Below are 15,497 nucleotides of genomic sequence, written 5' to 3' on the forward strand. Positions count from 1 at the left end.
GTCGGGGGTTTCCCCCTGTGAGAGTAGGACGCCGCCAAGCAAGGTTAAAACCCAGCTCAATGAGCTGGGTTTTTTGTGTGTCAAAAATGAAGAAGAAATTGTAAAGCGTATTTCGGAAACTTGTTTTCTGTCACTAATAAAAACTGCTGAATCAGCACGTAATCATCACTTATATGCTGCGTTAACAACTCATACCACCATTCTGTCTCATACCTCGCGATCATCCCTATGTTGTACAAAATTAAATAATGAATTGCCATTTCAGGAAGTCTCAGAAATTGTTCCCTTTGAGAAGGGATAAAATATTGGTTCTTACCCATGTCATACAACAAACTGTTTGATGTCCATGGCTTCATGTCTTGTGGTGAAACTTCAAACAGCAGCCCGTGTTCATTTTTCTTTGCAAAAGACCATTGAAAATGATGGCTCATATATTCGGCAAATCTTGAATCAGACATTTTATAATTGATGACCACATCCTCTGGTACAGAAATCCTGTTCTTCTCCTTCTCGACTTTTGTCATAAAACGTTCTTTCTGCTGAAAATAAAAAGTATCACTTAGTTCTGGAATCGCCATTAATAATTTTTTCATGGTGTACCGTTCATCTACTATATCCGATTGTCCGAATAAGTGTTTCATGAAATGTACGCACAGACCGTTCCGTTGTATTTTTACTTCATCATCGCTAAAACAATAATTTTGTTTCTTTCGCTTTCTTGTTGTTACGCCATGTGCCAGTACCGACGTATGGCTTGGGTAATGAGGATCCCGTGTTACGAGACATGCTTTGATAAGTTGTGCCATTCCGTAAAATAAAAGAATCGGTTTGATTTCTAAAGGGGAATATGAGGCTTGTTTATAAAACGATTCGGCATGCTTTAGGAAATAAATAAACCGTTCACTGTTTTTAAAAGAGTTCTTTTTCGCATCGTCAACATCGTTTAAGGTATACACTTTCTCTAGAAATTTCTGGGTTGATTCAACGGAATAAAATAGCGCTAAGTCTTTCCACTCATGATATGTCATATGTATTTCTTAATCCTTTCCGTTATCTAAATATTTCAACTCTTTAATGCTTCCTTGACATGCTCTTGGCTAGTTGATAATCTACATATAATATTTTGCCGAAAAGAGGGGGATTTACTAATGTGGGAAAGTAAATTTTCAAAAGAAGGCTTAACGTTTGACGATGTGCTGCTTGTACCAGCAAAGTCAGAGGTACTTCCGCGTGATGTGGATTTATCTGTAGAACTTACAAAAACGTTAAAGCTGAATATTCCTGTCATCAGCGCAGGTATGGACACTGTAACAGAATCAGCAATGGCAATTGCAATGGCTAGACAGGGCGGCTTGGGCATCATTCATAAAAATATGTCCATTGAACAGCAGGCTGAACAAGTTGATAAAGTAAAGCGTTCTGAGCGCGGCGTTATCACAAATCCCTTCTTTTTAACTCCTGATCACCAAGTATTTGATGCGGAGCACTTGATGGGGAAATACAGAATTTCCGGTGTTCCGATTGTAGATAACGAAGAAGATCAAAAGCTTGTCGGAATTATTACAAACCGTGATCTGCGTTTTATTTCTGACTACTCAATGAAAATCAGCGATGTCATGACGAAAGAAGAGCTTGTTACTGCACCTGTAGGAACGACTCTTGATGAAGCTGAAAAGATTTTGCAGAAACATAAAATTGAAAAGCTTCCTCTCGTTGATGACCAGAATAAATTAAAAGGTCTTATTACAATTAAAGACATTGAAAAAGTCATTGAGTTCCCGAACTCTTCTAAAGACATTCACGGCCGTCTGATCGTTGGCGCGGCAGTTGGTGTAACTGGCGACACAATGACTCGCGTTAAAAAGCTTGTTGAAGCTAATGTTGATGTTATTGTTATTGATACTGCTCACGGACATTCTCAGGGTGTATTAAACACAGTAACAAAAATCCGTGAAACATATCCTGACTTAAACATTATTGCTGGAAACGTGGCAACAGCTGAAGCGACCAGAGCTCTTATCGAAGCTGGAGCAGACGTTGTCAAAGTTGGAATCGGACCTGGTTCAATTTGTACTACACGCGTGGTAGCGGGTGTCGGTGTTCCGCAAATTACAGCGATTTATGATTGTGCGACTGAAGCAAGAAAACACGGCAAAACAATCATCGCAGATGGCGGCATTAAATTCTCTGGCGATATCACTAAAGCATTAGCATCCGGCGGACATGCTGTTATGCTCGGAAGCTTGCTTGCTGGCACGTCAGAAAGCCCTGGTGAAACTGAAATCTACCAAGGCAGAAGATTTAAAGTATACCGCGGTATGGGATCAGTTGCTGCAATGGAGAAAGGAAGTAAAGACCGTTACTTCCAAGAAGAAAACAAAAAATTCGTTCCAGAAGGAATTGAAGGACGCACACCTTACAAAGGACCAGTTGAAGAAACCGTTTATCAGCTAGTCGGCGGTCTTCGTTCTGGTATGGGATATTGCGGATCCAAAGATCTTCGCGCTTTAAGAGAAGAAGCTCAGTTCATTCGCATGACTGGCGCAGGACTTCGTGAAAGCCATCCGCATGATGTACAAATTACAAAAGAATCTCCGAACTATACAATTTCATAATAAATTGTTACAAATTAAAAACATTTGACAGGGTCTCAGACTCTGTCTATTTTTTTTATACTGAGTATGATAAAATTTATACTGTTGTGCATTGAAAATGTCCTTAACGGCTTAATTATAGATGAGAAAAATGAAATACGGAGGTCGTACGATTGAACATCAAGAAATGTAAACAGCTATTGATGTCATTGGTTGTGTTAACACTAGCTGTCACTTGTCTGGCTCCAATGTCAAAAGCAAAAGCAGCCAGCGATCCAATTGATATCAATGCATCTGCTGCTATTATGATCGAAGCTTCTTCAGGTAAAATTCTGTACAGTAAAAATGCAGATAAGAGACTGCCAATTGCCAGCATGACAAAAATGATGACAGAGTATCTGTTATTAGAAGCAATTGATCAAGGTAAAGTGAAATGGGACCAAACCTATACGCCAGATGACTATGTGTATGAGATTTCCCAAGATAACAGCTTATCAAACGTTCCTCTTCGTAAAGATGGGAAATACACAGTAAAAGAACTATATCAAGCTACAGCCATTTATTCTGCAAATGCTGCTGCTATTGCGATTGCAGAAGTCGTTGCGGGCACTGAAACTAAGTTTGTTGAAAAAATGAATGCAAAAGCAAAAGAACTAGGCTTAACAGATTACAAATTTGTTAACGCAACAGGTCTTGAAAACAAAGATCTTCACGGGCATCAGCCTGAGGGGACAAGCGTAGATGAAGAAAGTGAAGTTTCTGCTAAGGACATGGCGATTCTTGCGGATCACTTGATTACTGACTACCCTGAGATTCTGGAGACTTCCAGTATCGCAAAAACGAAGTTCAGAAAAGGCACTGATGATGAGATGGACATGCCGAACTGGAACTTCATGCTGAAAGGGCTTGTCAGTGAGTATAAAAAAGCGACTGTAGATGGACTGAAAACAGGCTCTACTGACTCTGCGGGTTCATGCTTCACAGGAACAGCTGAACTCAATGGAATGCGTGTTATTACTGTTGTATTAAACGCAAAAGGCAACCTACATACAGGCCGTTTTGATGAAACGAAAAAAATGTTCGATTATGCTTTCGACAATTTCTCCATGAAAGAAATTTATGCTGAAGGCGATCAAGTAAAAGGCCATAAAACGATTTCAGTTGATAAAGGTAAAGAGAAAGAAGTAGGCATTGTAACAAACAAAGCATTCTCTCTTCCTGTCAAAAATGGTGAAGAAAAGAATTACAAAGCGAAGGTTACACTAAATAAAGAGAACCTGACTGCTCCTGTGAAAAAAGGAACCAAGGTTGGGAAACTGACTGCAGAATATACAGGTGATGAAAAGGATTACGGATTCCTTAACAGCGATCTTGCTGGTGTAGACCTTGTTACAAAAGAAAATGTAGAAAAAGCAAACTGGTTTGTTCTGACAATGCGCAGTATCGGCGGATTTTTCGCTGGCATTTGGGGAAGCATTGTTGATACGGTAACCGGCTGGTTTTAATCAAATGAAAGAGCTCTGATGTATGTTAGGGCTCTTTCGCTTAATATACTGAAAAAACCCAATTTTTAAGAAAAAATGATTTTCAAAGCGCTAAAAACCGAATAAAATAATATATATCCATATGAATTATTGGATTTCTAGGATACAATAAGGATTAGAAATCATACAATTATACCTTGATTAGGGGGACCAAGAAATGGCTCAAACAGGTACTGAACGTGTAAAACGCGGAATGGCAGAAATGCAAAAAGGCGGCGTCATCATGGACGTCATCAATGCGGAACAAGCGAAAATTGCTGAAGAGGCTGGAGCTGTAGCTGTAATGGCGCTAGAGCGTGTACCCGCTGATATTCGTGCGGCTGGAGGAGTTGCCCGTATGGCTGACCCTACAATCGTGGAAGAAGTAATGAATGCAGTATCTATCCCAGTAATGGCAAAAGCGCGTATTGGACATATTGTTGAAGCGCGTGTGCTTGAAGCTATGGGTGTTGACTATATTGATGAAAGTGAAGTTCTGACTCCGGCTGACGAAGAATTCCATTTAAATAAAAATGAATATACAGTTCCTTTCGTTTGCGGCTGCCGTGATCTTGGTGAAGCAACACGCCGTATTGCTGAAGGCGCTTCTATGCTTCGTACGAAAGGCGAGCCTGGAACAGGGAATATCGTTGAGGCTGTTCGCCATATGCGCAAGGTAAACGCTCAAGTGCGTAAAGTAGTTGCGATGAGTGATGATGAAATCATGACAGAAGCGAAAAACTTAGGTGCTCCTTACGAGCTTCTTCTTCAAATTAAAAAAGATGGCAAGCTTCCTGTCGTCAACTTTGCCGCTGGTGGCGTAGCTACTCCTGCTGATGCTGCTCTCATGATGCAGCTTGGTGCTGACGGGGTATTTGTTGGGTCTGGTATTTTCAAATCAGACAACCCTGCTAAGTTTGCGAAAGCAATTGTGGAAGCAACAACTCACTACACTGATTACAAATTGATCGCTGAGCTTTCAAAAGAGCTTGGTACTGCAATGAAAGGGATTGAAATCTCAAACTTACTTCCAGAACAGCGTATGCAAGAACGCGGCTGGTAAAAATATAGGAGTGCTGCTGGCATGTTAACAATAGGAGTACTAGGACTTCAAGGAGCAGTTAGAGAGCATATCCGTGCAATTGAAGCATGCGGGGCGGCTGGTCTTGTGGTTAAACGCCCGGAGCAGCTGAATGAAATTGACGGACTGATTCTACCCGGCGGTGAGAGCACAACGATGCGACGTTTGATTGATACGTATCAATTCATGGAGCCGCTTCGTGAATTTGCTGCCCAGGGAAAACCGATGTTCGGGACATGCGCCGGATTAATTATATTAGCAAAAGAAATTGCTGGTTCAGATAATCCTCATTTAGGGTTGCTGAATGTGGTTGTTGAACGTAATTCGTTTGGCCGGCAGGTTGACAGCTTTGAAGCTGATTTAACAATCAAAGGCCTGGACAAGCCTTTTACAGGGGTATTCATCCGCGCGCCGCATATTTTAGAAGCTGGTGAAAATGTTGAAGTTCTTTCGGAGCATAATGGTCGTATTGTAGCTGCTAAACAGGATCAATTCCTGGGCTGCTCGTTCCATCCGGAGCTGACAGAAGATCAACGAGTGACACAGCTGTTTGTTCAAATGGTTGAAGAATACAAACAGAAAGCACTTGTATAAAACAGTTGAAAGCTGTGGAAACTTATAGTACATTATAAGCACAAATAAAGATCGAAAAGCGTTGATAGGAACTAGTAAGAAGCCTCTCTTTCTAAGAGAGCCGATGGTTGGTGAGAATCGGTGAAAGATGCTGTCTGAATCCATCCTTGAGCGAAATGCTGAAACAAGTAGGCATTTACGGGATAACCGTTATGTGTGAAAGTGGAAAGCGAGTCTTTGGCTTGTTTTCAATCAGGGTGGCAACGCGAGAGCTCTCGTCCCTTTATGGGGATGAGGGCTCTTTTTATTTTCGACAAATCAATAAAAAAGGAGTGTTTCGCATGCTTGATACAAAAATGCTGAGAGCAAATTTTCAAGAAATTAAAGCAAAGCTTGTACACAAAGGCGAAGACTTAACTGATTTTGATAAGTTTGAGGCGCTGGACGATAGACGAAGAGAGCTTATTGGCAAGGTTGAAGAGTTAAAAGGAAAACGGAATGAAGTATCTCAGCAGGTAGCTGTGCTGAAACGTGAGAAAAAAGATGCAGATCACATTATTAAAGAAATGCGTGAAGTCGGCGAGGAAATTAAAAAACTTGATGAAGAATTAAGACAAGTGGAATCTGAGCTTGATACTATTCTTCTTTCAATCCCAAATATTCCGCATGAGTCTGTCCCTGTCGGTGAAACAGAAGACGACAACATAGAAGTGCGTAAATGGGGTGAAAAGCCTTCATTTGCTTACGAGCCGAAGCCGCACTGGGATATTGCAGATGAGCTGGGTATTCTTGATTTTGAACGTGCTGCAAAAGTAACCGGAAGCCGTTTCGTGTTCTATAAAGGATTAGGTGCTCGTCTGGAGCGTGCGCTTTATAACTTTATGCTTGATCTGCACGTAGATGAGTATAACTATACTGAAGTGATTCCGCCTTATATGGTAAACCGCGCAAGTATGACGGGAACGGGTCAGCTTCCTAAATTCGAAGAGGATGCGTTTAAAATCAGAGAAGAAGATTACTTCTTAATTCCGACTGCGGAAGTGCCGATTACAAACATGCATCGCGATGAAATCCTTTCAGGTGAGAGTCTGCCGATCAACTATGCGGCATTCAGTGCTTGCTTCCGTTCTGAAGCCGGTTCAGCAGGGCGTGATACACGCGGGTTAATCCGTCAGCATCAATTTAATAAAGTTGAGCTTGTGAAGTTTGTGAAGCCTGAAGATTCTTATGAAGAATTAGAGAAGCTTACAAACCAAGCAGAACGAGTTCTTCAGCTGCTTGAGCTTCCATACCGTGTCATGAGCATGTGTACGGGTGATCTAGGCTTTACGGCTGCGAAAAAATACGATATCGAAGTTTGGATTCCAAGCCAAGACACATATCGTGAAATCTCTTCTTGCAGCAACTTCGAAGCATTCCAGGCAAGACGTGCGAACATTCGTTTCAGACGTGAAGCGAAGGGCAAGCCTGAGCATGTACACACACTAAACGGTTCAGGGCTGGCGGTTGGAAGAACAGTAGCCGCTATCTTAGAAAATTATCAGCAGGAAGACGGAAGCGTTGTAATTCCAAAAGTGCTTCGCCCTTATATGGGGAATAAAGAAGTAATAAAACCATAAAATTGTGAAAGGTGTGCCTGATAAGGTGCGCCTTTTTGCCTGCGTAAACACGGCATTTTTATAAAAACAAAAAAAGTTTTTAAAAAAGCTTGACCATATAAGAACATTCATGATATAGTAAGTCTTGTCGATACGGAGGAATACCCAAGTCCGGCTGAAGGGATCGGTCTTGAAAACCGACAGGGGTGTCAAAGCCCGCGGGGGTTCGAATCCCTCTTCCTCCGCCATATTGATTTTAATTCTAATGAAACACAAGCATATATTGGAGATTGTTTTGTCCGTTGCATTCGGTGCAACGGATTTTTTATTATAAAGAAAAAGTGAATCTCAGTTGAGATTCACTTTTTTTGATTTTCATGAATAACTGAAGCGATTTGATCTACAATATTTTCAATCGAACTTTCGTCATTCAGCAGATCATAATCCTCAATGCGGAGTTTTAAAACAGGGCAGGCGTTAAAACCGCTTATCCAGTTTTCATAGCGTGTATGCATTTCTTCCCAATAGGAACGGCTTGTCTGAAGCTCCATTTCACGGCCGCGTTCTTCAATCCGGTTTAAAATGTTCTCCAGATCTCCTTCTAAATAGATCAATACATCTGGGTGTGGGAAATAAGGTGTCATGACCATTGCTTCGAAAAGGCTTGTGTAAGTTTTATAATCAATCTTTGACATTGTCCCTTTGTCAGCATGCATTTTTGCGAAGATTCCTGTATCTTCATAAATAGACCGATCCTGTACAAATCCTCCGCCGGCTTCAAAAATCGTTTTCTGTTCTTTGAATCGTTCAGCTAAGAAATAGATTTGCAGGTGAAAGCTCCAACGTTCAAAATCATGATAGAACTTTTCTAAGTATGGATTATGATCGACTTCCTCCAGAGAGGTTTTAAATCCAAGGCGTTTAGCCAAAGCTTTTGTTAAAGTCGATTTTCCGACACCTACTGTTCCTGCTACTGTGATAATTGAATTTTTAGGGATAAAATGTTCCTTCATACGATAAGCTCCTTTACATGGGCGGCAATGCGTTCAAAGTCGCTCTTATTCAAAACAAAATCTTTTGAATCACCATCTATGGTTAACACTGTAAGTTCAGGATCTGCTTCTTGCAGCTGTTTGATGGCGACTTCATAATCTGCGATCAGCTGCTCCAAATAGCTTGTTTCAATTTTTTTCTCAAAGGGGCGTCCGCGTTTTTCAATGCGGTGTAACAATGTAGGCAGACTAGCCTTTATGTAAATGATGAAATTTGGCTTTGGCAGATCATCTGTCAGCAGGTGATAAATCTTTTTATATTTTTCCAGCTGGTGCTGAGAAAGGGTGCGTTCTGCAAAAATCACATTTTTATAAATGTGATAATCAGCTATCACAGGCTGTCCCTTTTTTAAAAAGTGATCATTGGTGTCTTCAAGCTGTTTGTATCTGTGACAAAGAAAAAACATTTCAAGCTGGAAGCTCCATTCCTCTATATTGTCATAAAACTTATCAAGGTACGGGTTATCCTCAACAATCTCACTAATCATAGGGAATCCAAACTCTTGTGAGAGCATCGTCGCGAGGGTAGTTTTTCCTGCCCCGATAGGACCTTCTATTGCAATAAAAGGGGCTGTATTCATCGGAATCCTCCTTATATCTGAAAAACGTTCGTCAGTTACCGACCTTCATATTGTATCACAACCCTTAGGTGCCCCCATGAAAAAAAGACGTTTCCAAATTATCGAAACGTCTTTTTGACAATATTAAATTGATCAGATAGCAGCAGCCAGTTTTGCGGGAAGGAAAGACCCAGCTTCCAATAGCTGATGCCTCTTAAATTCAGCTCTTTAATCAGATTGAATTTTGCTTGGATTGAGCGGGCATCCTCAAACCACACCTCGTGCCTTCTGTTTTCTGCATCAGTATAGCGGAAAAAAGGTGCTTGAGCGGTTTGGTCATACTGAATGGCTGCATTGTTTTCAGCGGCTATGACAAGGGCTTGCTGAGGGCTTATTGCTCTTGCCGGGGTTCCGCCTGCTGTATACGGCAGCGTCCAGTCATACCCATATAAATTCTGCCCCATGACAATTTTATTCGCAGGCATTTCAGTCAAAGCATATTCTATGACATCCCGAACAGGCCCGATTGGAGAAACGGCTTGAGCCGGCCCGCCACTATAGCCCCATTCATATGTCATGAGAACAACAAAGTCGACAATTTGGCCATGGGCTCTGTAATCATGCGCTTCGTACCATCTGCCCTGCTGTGTTGCGCTTGTTTTAGGGGCAAGCGCTGTAGAAATTTCTAAGCCTTCTCGATGGAAAAGATCCCTTGCTTCACGGAGAAATTGATTATATGCTTCTCTATCCTGAGGCCGCAAATATTCAAAATCAAAATGAATATCATAGAAACCATATCTTTTGGCATTCTCGACTATTTCATTTAAAAGTCTTCTTTTTACAGTATCATCGTTCAAAAGGATCCGGCCGAGTTCATCGCTGAATGCCTGATTTTCTAAGTTTGTTATAATCATCATCAATGATGTGTTTTGATTCTCTGCAATGCTTCTTAAATTCGTTAAAGGCGGTGCGACTAAGGTTCCGTCACGCTGTGCCTGAAAACTGAATGCGCCAAGGTACGTTAAGTAGGGCGATGCTTCTCTGGCCGCCTGCTGGAGATTTTCGCTGACTTGATTTCCGCGGGGCTCCAAATAAGCATTTGATTCGATGTCTCTTTTAGGAACCGGAGGGATGTATAAGCGGAAACCAATCTGCAGTATGGTATTTAACTGGATTCGGTTAATTCTGGCAAGCTCGGCTGCTGTTGTATTGAACCGCCGTGCGATGGATGTCAGAGTATCTCCTTGTTGAACATCATAAAACTGGCCGGCTATTGGAATGACAATGGTTTGTCCGACAACAAGGCTGTCGGGATTTGGTATTTCATTCGTTTCTGTGATTTCACTTACAGTTGTTCTGTATTGTGAAGCGATAGCAGAAAGAGTGTCGCCTTGTTTCACCACATAAATTTGAATGAAAAACGCCTCCTTTCATATCGCTACCAATGTATGAAAGAAAAGCGCTGATCATGTTTATTTTTCTGTAATTTGTTCCTCCTTCGTAATTTTCGCGAACAGAACATTCTCCATCATGGTTAAGGCAAATTCGTTGTCTTCGTCACGATTTGAGGCAATGCAGTCCTTAGGAATCGTGATGCTGTATTCCCTCATGTAAGCGTCATTAGCGGTAAACAGTACGCATATGTTACCGGCTATACCTGTTAAGATAATATGCTTCACCTGCAATTCGGTAAGGAGAGTGTGAAGCGCTGTTTCGTAAAAAGCGGAATGCTTCGGTTTGATTAAAAAATAATCAGCATCTTCCGGAGCTATCCGTCTGATGATATCCTTACTTCTTTCATTCGTGCATTTTTGCTGAATATTTTTAATATCAGCTTGCCAAAGTCCATAATGATCATTAATGTAAATAATCGGCCAGTCGTTTTGTCTCGCATGCTTCTTTAATGATAAAATGTGAGGAACGATTTTTTCTGTTTTTTTAGCGAGGCTTTCTCCCATATCGAATTCAAAATTATTGATCATGTCTACAATGAGAAGAGCTGTGTCTGCTTTGGACAATCGACAGTCTCCTTTCAGTATCAGTTATAGTTAATATGTAGCCTTTTTAGGCAATGAAAAAACCTTGAAAAGAGAGCTTATCCTTATGACACAAGATGAACTTTATATGAAAGAAGCAATTAAAGAAGCGAAAAAAGCCGAAGAGAAAGGTGAAGTGCCAATCGGCGCTGTGCTTGTCGTTAATGATGAAATCATAGCGCGTGCACATAATTTAAGAGAGACGGAGCAGCGGTCAATCGCTCATGCGGAAATGCTTGTGATTGATGAAGCGTGTAAGGCGCTGGGAACGTGGCGGCTGGAGGGTGCAACTCTTTATGTGACGCTTGAGCCTTGTCCGATGTGTGCCGGTGCCGTCGTGCTTTCGCGAGTAGAAAAAGTGGTATTTGGTGCATTTGACCCTAAAGGCGGCTGTTCAGGCACGCTCATGAACCTTTTGCAGGAAGAGCGCTTTAACCACCAGGCTGAAGTGGTGAGCGGGGTGCTTGAGGAGGAATGCGGAGGAATGCTCAGTTCATTTTTTAGAGAACTGCGAAAAAAGAAGAAAGCCTTTAGGAAAAACTTGTCTGAGTAGTCCGGTTGCAATTTTTAGGGGGAAACGATATACTTATGTATGCATCGCAATAGATGCGATATAAAATTTGATATTTATTTTGCCGTGCTAAGCGGGGAGGTAGCGGTGCCCTGTACCTGCAATCCGCTCTAGCGGGGCCGAATCCCTTCTCGAGGTTCGTTTACTTTAAGGTCTGCCTTAAGTAAGTGGTGTTGACGTTTGGGTCCTGCGCAATGGGAATTCATGAACCATGTCAGGTCCGGAAGGAAGCAGCATTAAGTGAAACCTCTCATGTGCCGCAGGGTTGCCTGGGCCGAGCTAACTGCTTAAGTAACGCTTAGGGTAGCGAATCGACAGAAGGTGCACGGTAAATCAATCATCAAATTTTCAGACTCACCTATCATTAGGTGAGTTTTTTGTTATGTAAAAAGAGCTTTTGGAATCGAAACAAGGTTCATGTATAATAGGAATGATGAATAACGGAGGAGGGCAAACCCGTGAGTTACCAAGCTTTATATCGAGTATTCAGGCCTCAGCGCTTTGAAGATGTGGTTGGACAAGAACACATTACAAAAACGCTGCAAAATGCCCTTTTGCAAAAAAAGTTTTCTCACGCCTATCTGTTTTCTGGGCCGAGAGGAACGGGAAAAACCAGTGCAGCCAAAATATTTGCCAAGGCTGTCAACTGTGAACATGCTCCTGTTGATGAGCCATGCAACGAATGTGCGGCCTGTAAAGGGATAACAAACGGGTCAATATCCGATGTCATAGAAATTGACGCTGCTTCTAACAACGGTGTCGATGAGATTCGTGACATTCGCGATAAAGTGAAGTTTGCCCCGTCGGCCGTCACATATAAGGTATATATCATAGATGAGGTACATATGCTTTCTATCGGCGCCTTTAATGCATTGCTAAAAACATTAGAAGAGCCGCCCGAGCATTGTATTTTCATTTTAGCAACAACCGAACCGCATAAAATTCCTTTAACCATTATCTCCAGATGTCAGCGTTTTGATTTTAAACGAATTACATCCCAAGCGATTGTCGGACGTATGAATAAAATTGTAGATGCCGAACAGCTGCAAGTAGAAGAAGGATCGCTTGATATCATTGCGAGTGCTGCAGATGGCGGTATGAGGGATGCTTTGAGTCTTCTTGATCAGGCGGTATCATTTAGCGGTGATGTCCTGAAAGTCGAAGATGCGCTTTTGATTACGGGAGCTGTTTCTCAATTATATATAGGGAAGCTTGCACAATCCCTGCATGATAAAAATGTTTCTGACGCACTGGAAACATTAAATGAACTGCTTCAGCAAGGGAAAGATCCAGCTAAGCTGATAGAGGATATGATTTTCTACTTCAGGGACATGCTGTTGTACAAAACAGCCCCTGGCTTAGAAGGAGTGCTTGAAAAAGTAAAAGTCGATGAAACGTTCCGAGGACTAAGCGAACAAATTCCGGCACAGGCCATATATGAAATGATTGATATTCTGAACAAGAGCCATCAAGAAATGAAATGGACAAATCATCCCCGCATCTTTTTTGAAGTGGCAGTGGTGAAGATTTGTCAAACTTCTCATCAATCAGCAGCTGACCTGCCGGAAGTTGATATGCTGATGAAAAAAATTCAGCAGCTCGAGCAGGAAGTGGAGCGGCTTAAAACTACGGGTATTAAAGCAGCGGTGGAAAGCCCGAAAAAAGAAACGTCGCGTGTGCCTAAGGGCGGGAAATCCAATTACAAAGCGCCAGTAGGCAGAATTCATGAAATTCTGAAGGAAGCTACGAGACCGGATCTTGACCTGCTCAAAAACAGCTGGGGCAAGCTTCTTGCTCATCTCAAACAGCAAAACAAAGTATCACATGCCGCTTTGCTGAATGACAGTGAACCTGTGGCTGCCGCCTCAGCGGCATTTGTTCTGAAATTCAAATATGAAATTCATTGTAAAATGGTCGCAGAGGATAATAACGGAGTCCGGACCAATCTTGAGCAGATTTTAGAATCGATGCTCGGAAAAAGAATGGATTTGATTGGCGTTCCAGAAGCACAATGGGGTAAAATAAGAGAAGAATTTTTAGTAGATCATCAGCAGGAAAATGAAGGATCAAATGAACCGGCTGAAGAAGACCCGCTTATTGCTGAGGCGAAAAAGCTTGTCGGAGCGGATTTAATTGAAATAAAAGACTAACAAAATGAAAGAGAGTGAATGCTATGCGTGGCGGAATGGGAAATATGCAAAAAATGATGAAACAAATGCAAAAAATGCAAAAGGACATGGCGAAGGCTCAAGAAGAGCTTGCAGAAAAGGTTGTTGAAGGAACTGCAGGCGGCGGTATGGTAACAGTAAAAGCAAACGGCCAAAAAGAAATCCTGGATGTCATCATCAAAGAGGAAGTCGTTGATCCGGAAGATATCGACATGCTTCAAGATTTGGTGCTTGCTGCAACGAATGAAGCTCTGAAAAAAGTTGACGAAATCACAAACGAAACAATGGGTCAATTTACAAAAGGAATGAACATGCCAGGTTTATTCTAGGGGGATAAAAGAACATGCAATATCCTGAACCAATATCAAAGCTGATTGACAGCTTTATGAAATTGCCAGGGATCGGACCGAAAACAGCGGTTCGTCTGGCTTTTTTTGTTCTAGGTATGAAAGAAGATGTGGTATTAGATTTTGCCAAAGCATTAGTAAATGCGAAACGCAACCTGACATATTGTTCAGTTTGTGGGCATATTACAGATCAGGACCCTTGCTATATATGTGAAGATACGCGCAGGGATAAGTCTGTTATCTGTGTTGTGCAAGACCCTAAGGATGTTATCGCTATGGAGAAAATGAAGGAATACAATGGACAGTATCACGTTCTCCACGGCGCCATTTCTCCAATGGACGGCATCGGGCCAGAGGATATTAAAATACCAGAATTGTTAAAACGATTACAGGATGATCAAGTGACAGAAGTGATTCTCGCAACAAACCCTAATATAGAAGGGGAAGCAACGGCGATGTATATATCAAGGCTTCTAAAGCCGTCTGGTATTAAGCTCTCCCGTATTGCCCACGGACTGCCCGTCGGCGGCGATTTGGAATATGCTGATGAGGTCACTCTTTCTAAAGCACTTGAAGGAAGACGTGAATTGTAAGGAGGAAAAAGCGATCCATGGGTTTTCTTCGCAAGAAAACATTGAGAAGAGAGTTTGATGAAAAACTAACCGAGCAGCTTTTTAAGCAAAAGGAAGAGTGGAACAGGCAAAAAAAGCTGGTTGAAAAAAGCTTAGAGCCGTCTGCTGAAGTGTTGTACGAACTGAAAGTAGCTGAAGCGAAGTATTTTTTTTACTTGAGGGAAGCGAAACAGCGAAATTTAAAAATCAGCCGATGGAAGTAAGTGGTCTAAACTCCTGGATCTTCTCATAAGCTTGTACTAGAACAAGCAAAGGAGATGAGAAGATTCATGGAGCCTATTTTTATTATAGGGATTATTTTAGGACTGGTTATTCTTCTTTTTTTATCAGGTTCAGCTGCAAAGCCGTTTAAGTGGATAGGCATCACAGCTGTTAAATTTGTGGCGGGCGCTTTGCTGCTCGTTTGTGTAAATATGTTTGGCGGCAGTCTTGGCATTCATGTGCCGATTAATCTTGTCACAACTGCTATCAGCGGGATTTTAGGAATACCGGGAATAGCTGCTTTAGTCATCATTAAGCAATTTATTATTTAAATGATATTATATGTTGACTTTATCAATCGAAGGTGTTATTCTAATATACGTCGCTGATGACAATCGCTTTTTAAAAAGAACTCATTAAAAAAGTTGTTGACGAAAGCGGCAGGAAATGTTATGATTATAAAGTCGCTTTAAGAGCGGTAAATAAAGTTCTTTGAAAACTAAACAAGACAAAACGTACCTGTTAATTCATTTTTATAAAATCGCACAGTGATGTGCGTAG

At 41.6% G+C, this 15,497-nt stretch carries 16 protein-coding genes, 1 tRNA gene, 1 other RNA gene and 1 other annotated feature; of the genes, 13 read left to right on the forward strand and 5 right to left on the reverse strand.

The window, feature by feature from the left end; translation table 11 throughout:
- Positions 1 to 80: 80 nt before the first annotated feature.
- Positions 81 to 1,028, reverse strand: coding sequence for a YaaC family protein (locus AC4CV5_RS20545; protein ID WP_490923772.1), 948 nt, complete (start codon positions 1,026 to 1,028; stop codon positions 81 to 83).
- Between the two features lie 120 nt (positions 1,029 to 1,148).
- On the opposite strand from AC4CV5_RS20545, the gene guaB reads away from it, so the two are divergent.
- The 6 genes from guaB (at position 1,149) to AC4CV5_RS20575 (ending at position 7,617) form a co-directional block, all read left to right on the forward strand.
- Entirely contained in the window at positions 1,149 to 2,615 is a 1,467-nt protein-coding gene (gene guaB, locus AC4CV5_RS20550; RefSeq protein ID WP_490923773.1) for an IMP dehydrogenase, read from the forward strand.
- A gap of 152 nt (positions 2,616 to 2,767) precedes the next feature.
- A complete protein-coding gene (dacA, locus tag AC4CV5_RS20555) occupies positions 2,768 to 4,099 on the forward strand; it encodes a D-alanyl-D-alanine carboxypeptidase (RefSeq protein WP_222143891.1) in 1,332 nt (443 codons plus the stop codon).
- A 196-nt stretch (positions 4,100 to 4,295) separates the two neighbouring features.
- Positions 4,296 to 5,180: a pyridoxal 5'-phosphate synthase lyase subunit PdxS gene (gene pdxS, locus AC4CV5_RS20560; RefSeq protein WP_166854554.1), complete on the forward strand. Its 885-nt coding sequence runs from the start codon at positions 4,296 to 4,298 to the stop codon at positions 5,178 to 5,180.
- Positions 5,181 to 5,201: 21 nt separating this feature from the next.
- Complete coding sequence (gene pdxT, locus AC4CV5_RS20565) at positions 5,202 to 5,792, forward strand: pyridoxal 5'-phosphate synthase glutaminase subunit PdxT (RefSeq protein ID WP_490923774.1); 591 nt, start codon at positions 5,202 to 5,204, stop codon at positions 5,790 to 5,792.
- Between the two features lie 52 nt (positions 5,793 to 5,844).
- Positions 5,845 to 6,057 (forward strand) — a binding site (T-box leader).
- Positions 6,058 to 6,112: 55 nt separating this feature from the next.
- Positions 6,113 to 7,390 carry a serine--tRNA ligase gene (serS, locus tag AC4CV5_RS20570; protein WP_248602365.1) on the forward strand — a complete coding sequence of 426 codons (1,278 nt, stop codon included), beginning with the start codon at positions 6,113 to 6,115 and terminating at the stop codon, positions 7,388 to 7,390.
- 134 nt (positions 7,391 to 7,524) lie between these two features.
- A tRNA-Ser gene (locus tag AC4CV5_RS20575) sits at positions 7,525 to 7,617 on the forward strand.
- A gap of 111 nt (positions 7,618 to 7,728) precedes the next feature.
- Here AC4CV5_RS20575 and dck read toward each other — a convergent pair.
- From dck to AC4CV5_RS20595, 4 genes are all read right to left on the reverse strand, one after another.
- Complete coding sequence (dck, locus tag AC4CV5_RS20580; RefSeq protein ID WP_222143888.1) at positions 7,729 to 8,382, reverse strand: deoxyadenosine/deoxycytidine kinase; 654 nt, start codon at positions 8,380 to 8,382, stop codon at positions 7,729 to 7,731.
- A complete protein-coding gene (gene dgk / locus AC4CV5_RS20585; protein ID WP_326222804.1) occupies positions 8,379 to 9,002 on the reverse strand; it encodes a deoxyguanosine kinase in 624 nt (207 codons plus the stop codon). Before dgk ends, dck begins: the two co-directional genes overlap by 4 nt.
- Positions 9,003 to 9,100: 98 nt before the next feature.
- Positions 9,101 to 10,384 carry a glycoside hydrolase family 18 protein gene (locus AC4CV5_RS20590; RefSeq protein WP_248602366.1) on the reverse strand — a complete coding sequence of 428 codons (1,284 nt, stop codon included), beginning with the start codon at positions 10,382 to 10,384 and terminating at the stop codon, positions 9,101 to 9,103.
- 69 nt (positions 10,385 to 10,453) lie between these two features.
- On the reverse strand, positions 10,454 to 10,999 hold the full coding sequence (locus AC4CV5_RS20595) for a cysteine hydrolase family protein (RefSeq protein WP_222143885.1): 546 nt from the start codon (positions 10,997 to 10,999) through the stop codon (positions 10,454 to 10,456).
- An 85-nt stretch (positions 11,000 to 11,084) separates the two neighbouring features.
- Here AC4CV5_RS20595 and tadA point away from each other — a divergent pair, with 85 nt between their 5' ends.
- The 7 genes from tadA (at position 11,085) to bofA (ending at position 15,268) form a co-directional block, all read left to right on the forward strand.
- Positions 11,085 to 11,570, forward strand: coding sequence for a tRNA adenosine(34) deaminase TadA (gene tadA, locus AC4CV5_RS20600; protein ID WP_014112280.1), 486 nt, complete (start codon positions 11,085 to 11,087; stop codon positions 11,568 to 11,570).
- 82 nt (positions 11,571 to 11,652) lie between these two features.
- Positions 11,653 to 11,917: signal recognition particle sRNA large type (ffs, locus tag AC4CV5_RS20605), an RNA gene on the forward strand.
- A gap of 129 nt (positions 11,918 to 12,046) precedes the next feature.
- Positions 12,047 to 13,738 (forward strand): DNA polymerase III subunit gamma/tau, encoded by a 1,692-nt coding sequence (gene dnaX / locus AC4CV5_RS20610; protein WP_326222806.1) that lies wholly within the window; start codon positions 12,047 to 12,049, stop codon positions 13,736 to 13,738.
- A gap of 23 nt (positions 13,739 to 13,761) precedes the next feature.
- Positions 13,762 to 14,085, forward strand: a complete 324-nt coding sequence (locus AC4CV5_RS20615; protein ID WP_003225427.1) for a YbaB/EbfC family nucleoid-associated protein — start codon at positions 13,762 to 13,764, stop codon at positions 14,083 to 14,085.
- A 14-nt stretch (positions 14,086 to 14,099) separates the two neighbouring features.
- The gene (recR, locus tag AC4CV5_RS20620; protein ID WP_003225425.1) at positions 14,100 to 14,696 is read left to right on the forward strand and encodes a recombination protein RecR; all 597 of its coding nucleotides are present in this window, start codon (positions 14,100 to 14,102) and stop codon (positions 14,694 to 14,696) included.
- 17 nt (positions 14,697 to 14,713) lie between these two features.
- Complete coding sequence (locus tag AC4CV5_RS20625; RefSeq protein ID WP_003242387.1) at positions 14,714 to 14,938, forward strand: YaaL family protein; 225 nt, start codon at positions 14,714 to 14,716, stop codon at positions 14,936 to 14,938.
- A gap of 66 nt (positions 14,939 to 15,004) precedes the next feature.
- Positions 15,005 to 15,268 (forward strand): sigma-K factor-processing regulator BofA, encoded by a 264-nt coding sequence (bofA, locus tag AC4CV5_RS20630; protein WP_166854547.1) that lies wholly within the window; start codon positions 15,005 to 15,007, stop codon positions 15,266 to 15,268.
- Positions 15,269 to 15,497: the final 229 nt, after the last annotated feature.

The organism is Bacillus sp. NS1, from assembly GCF_058248265.1.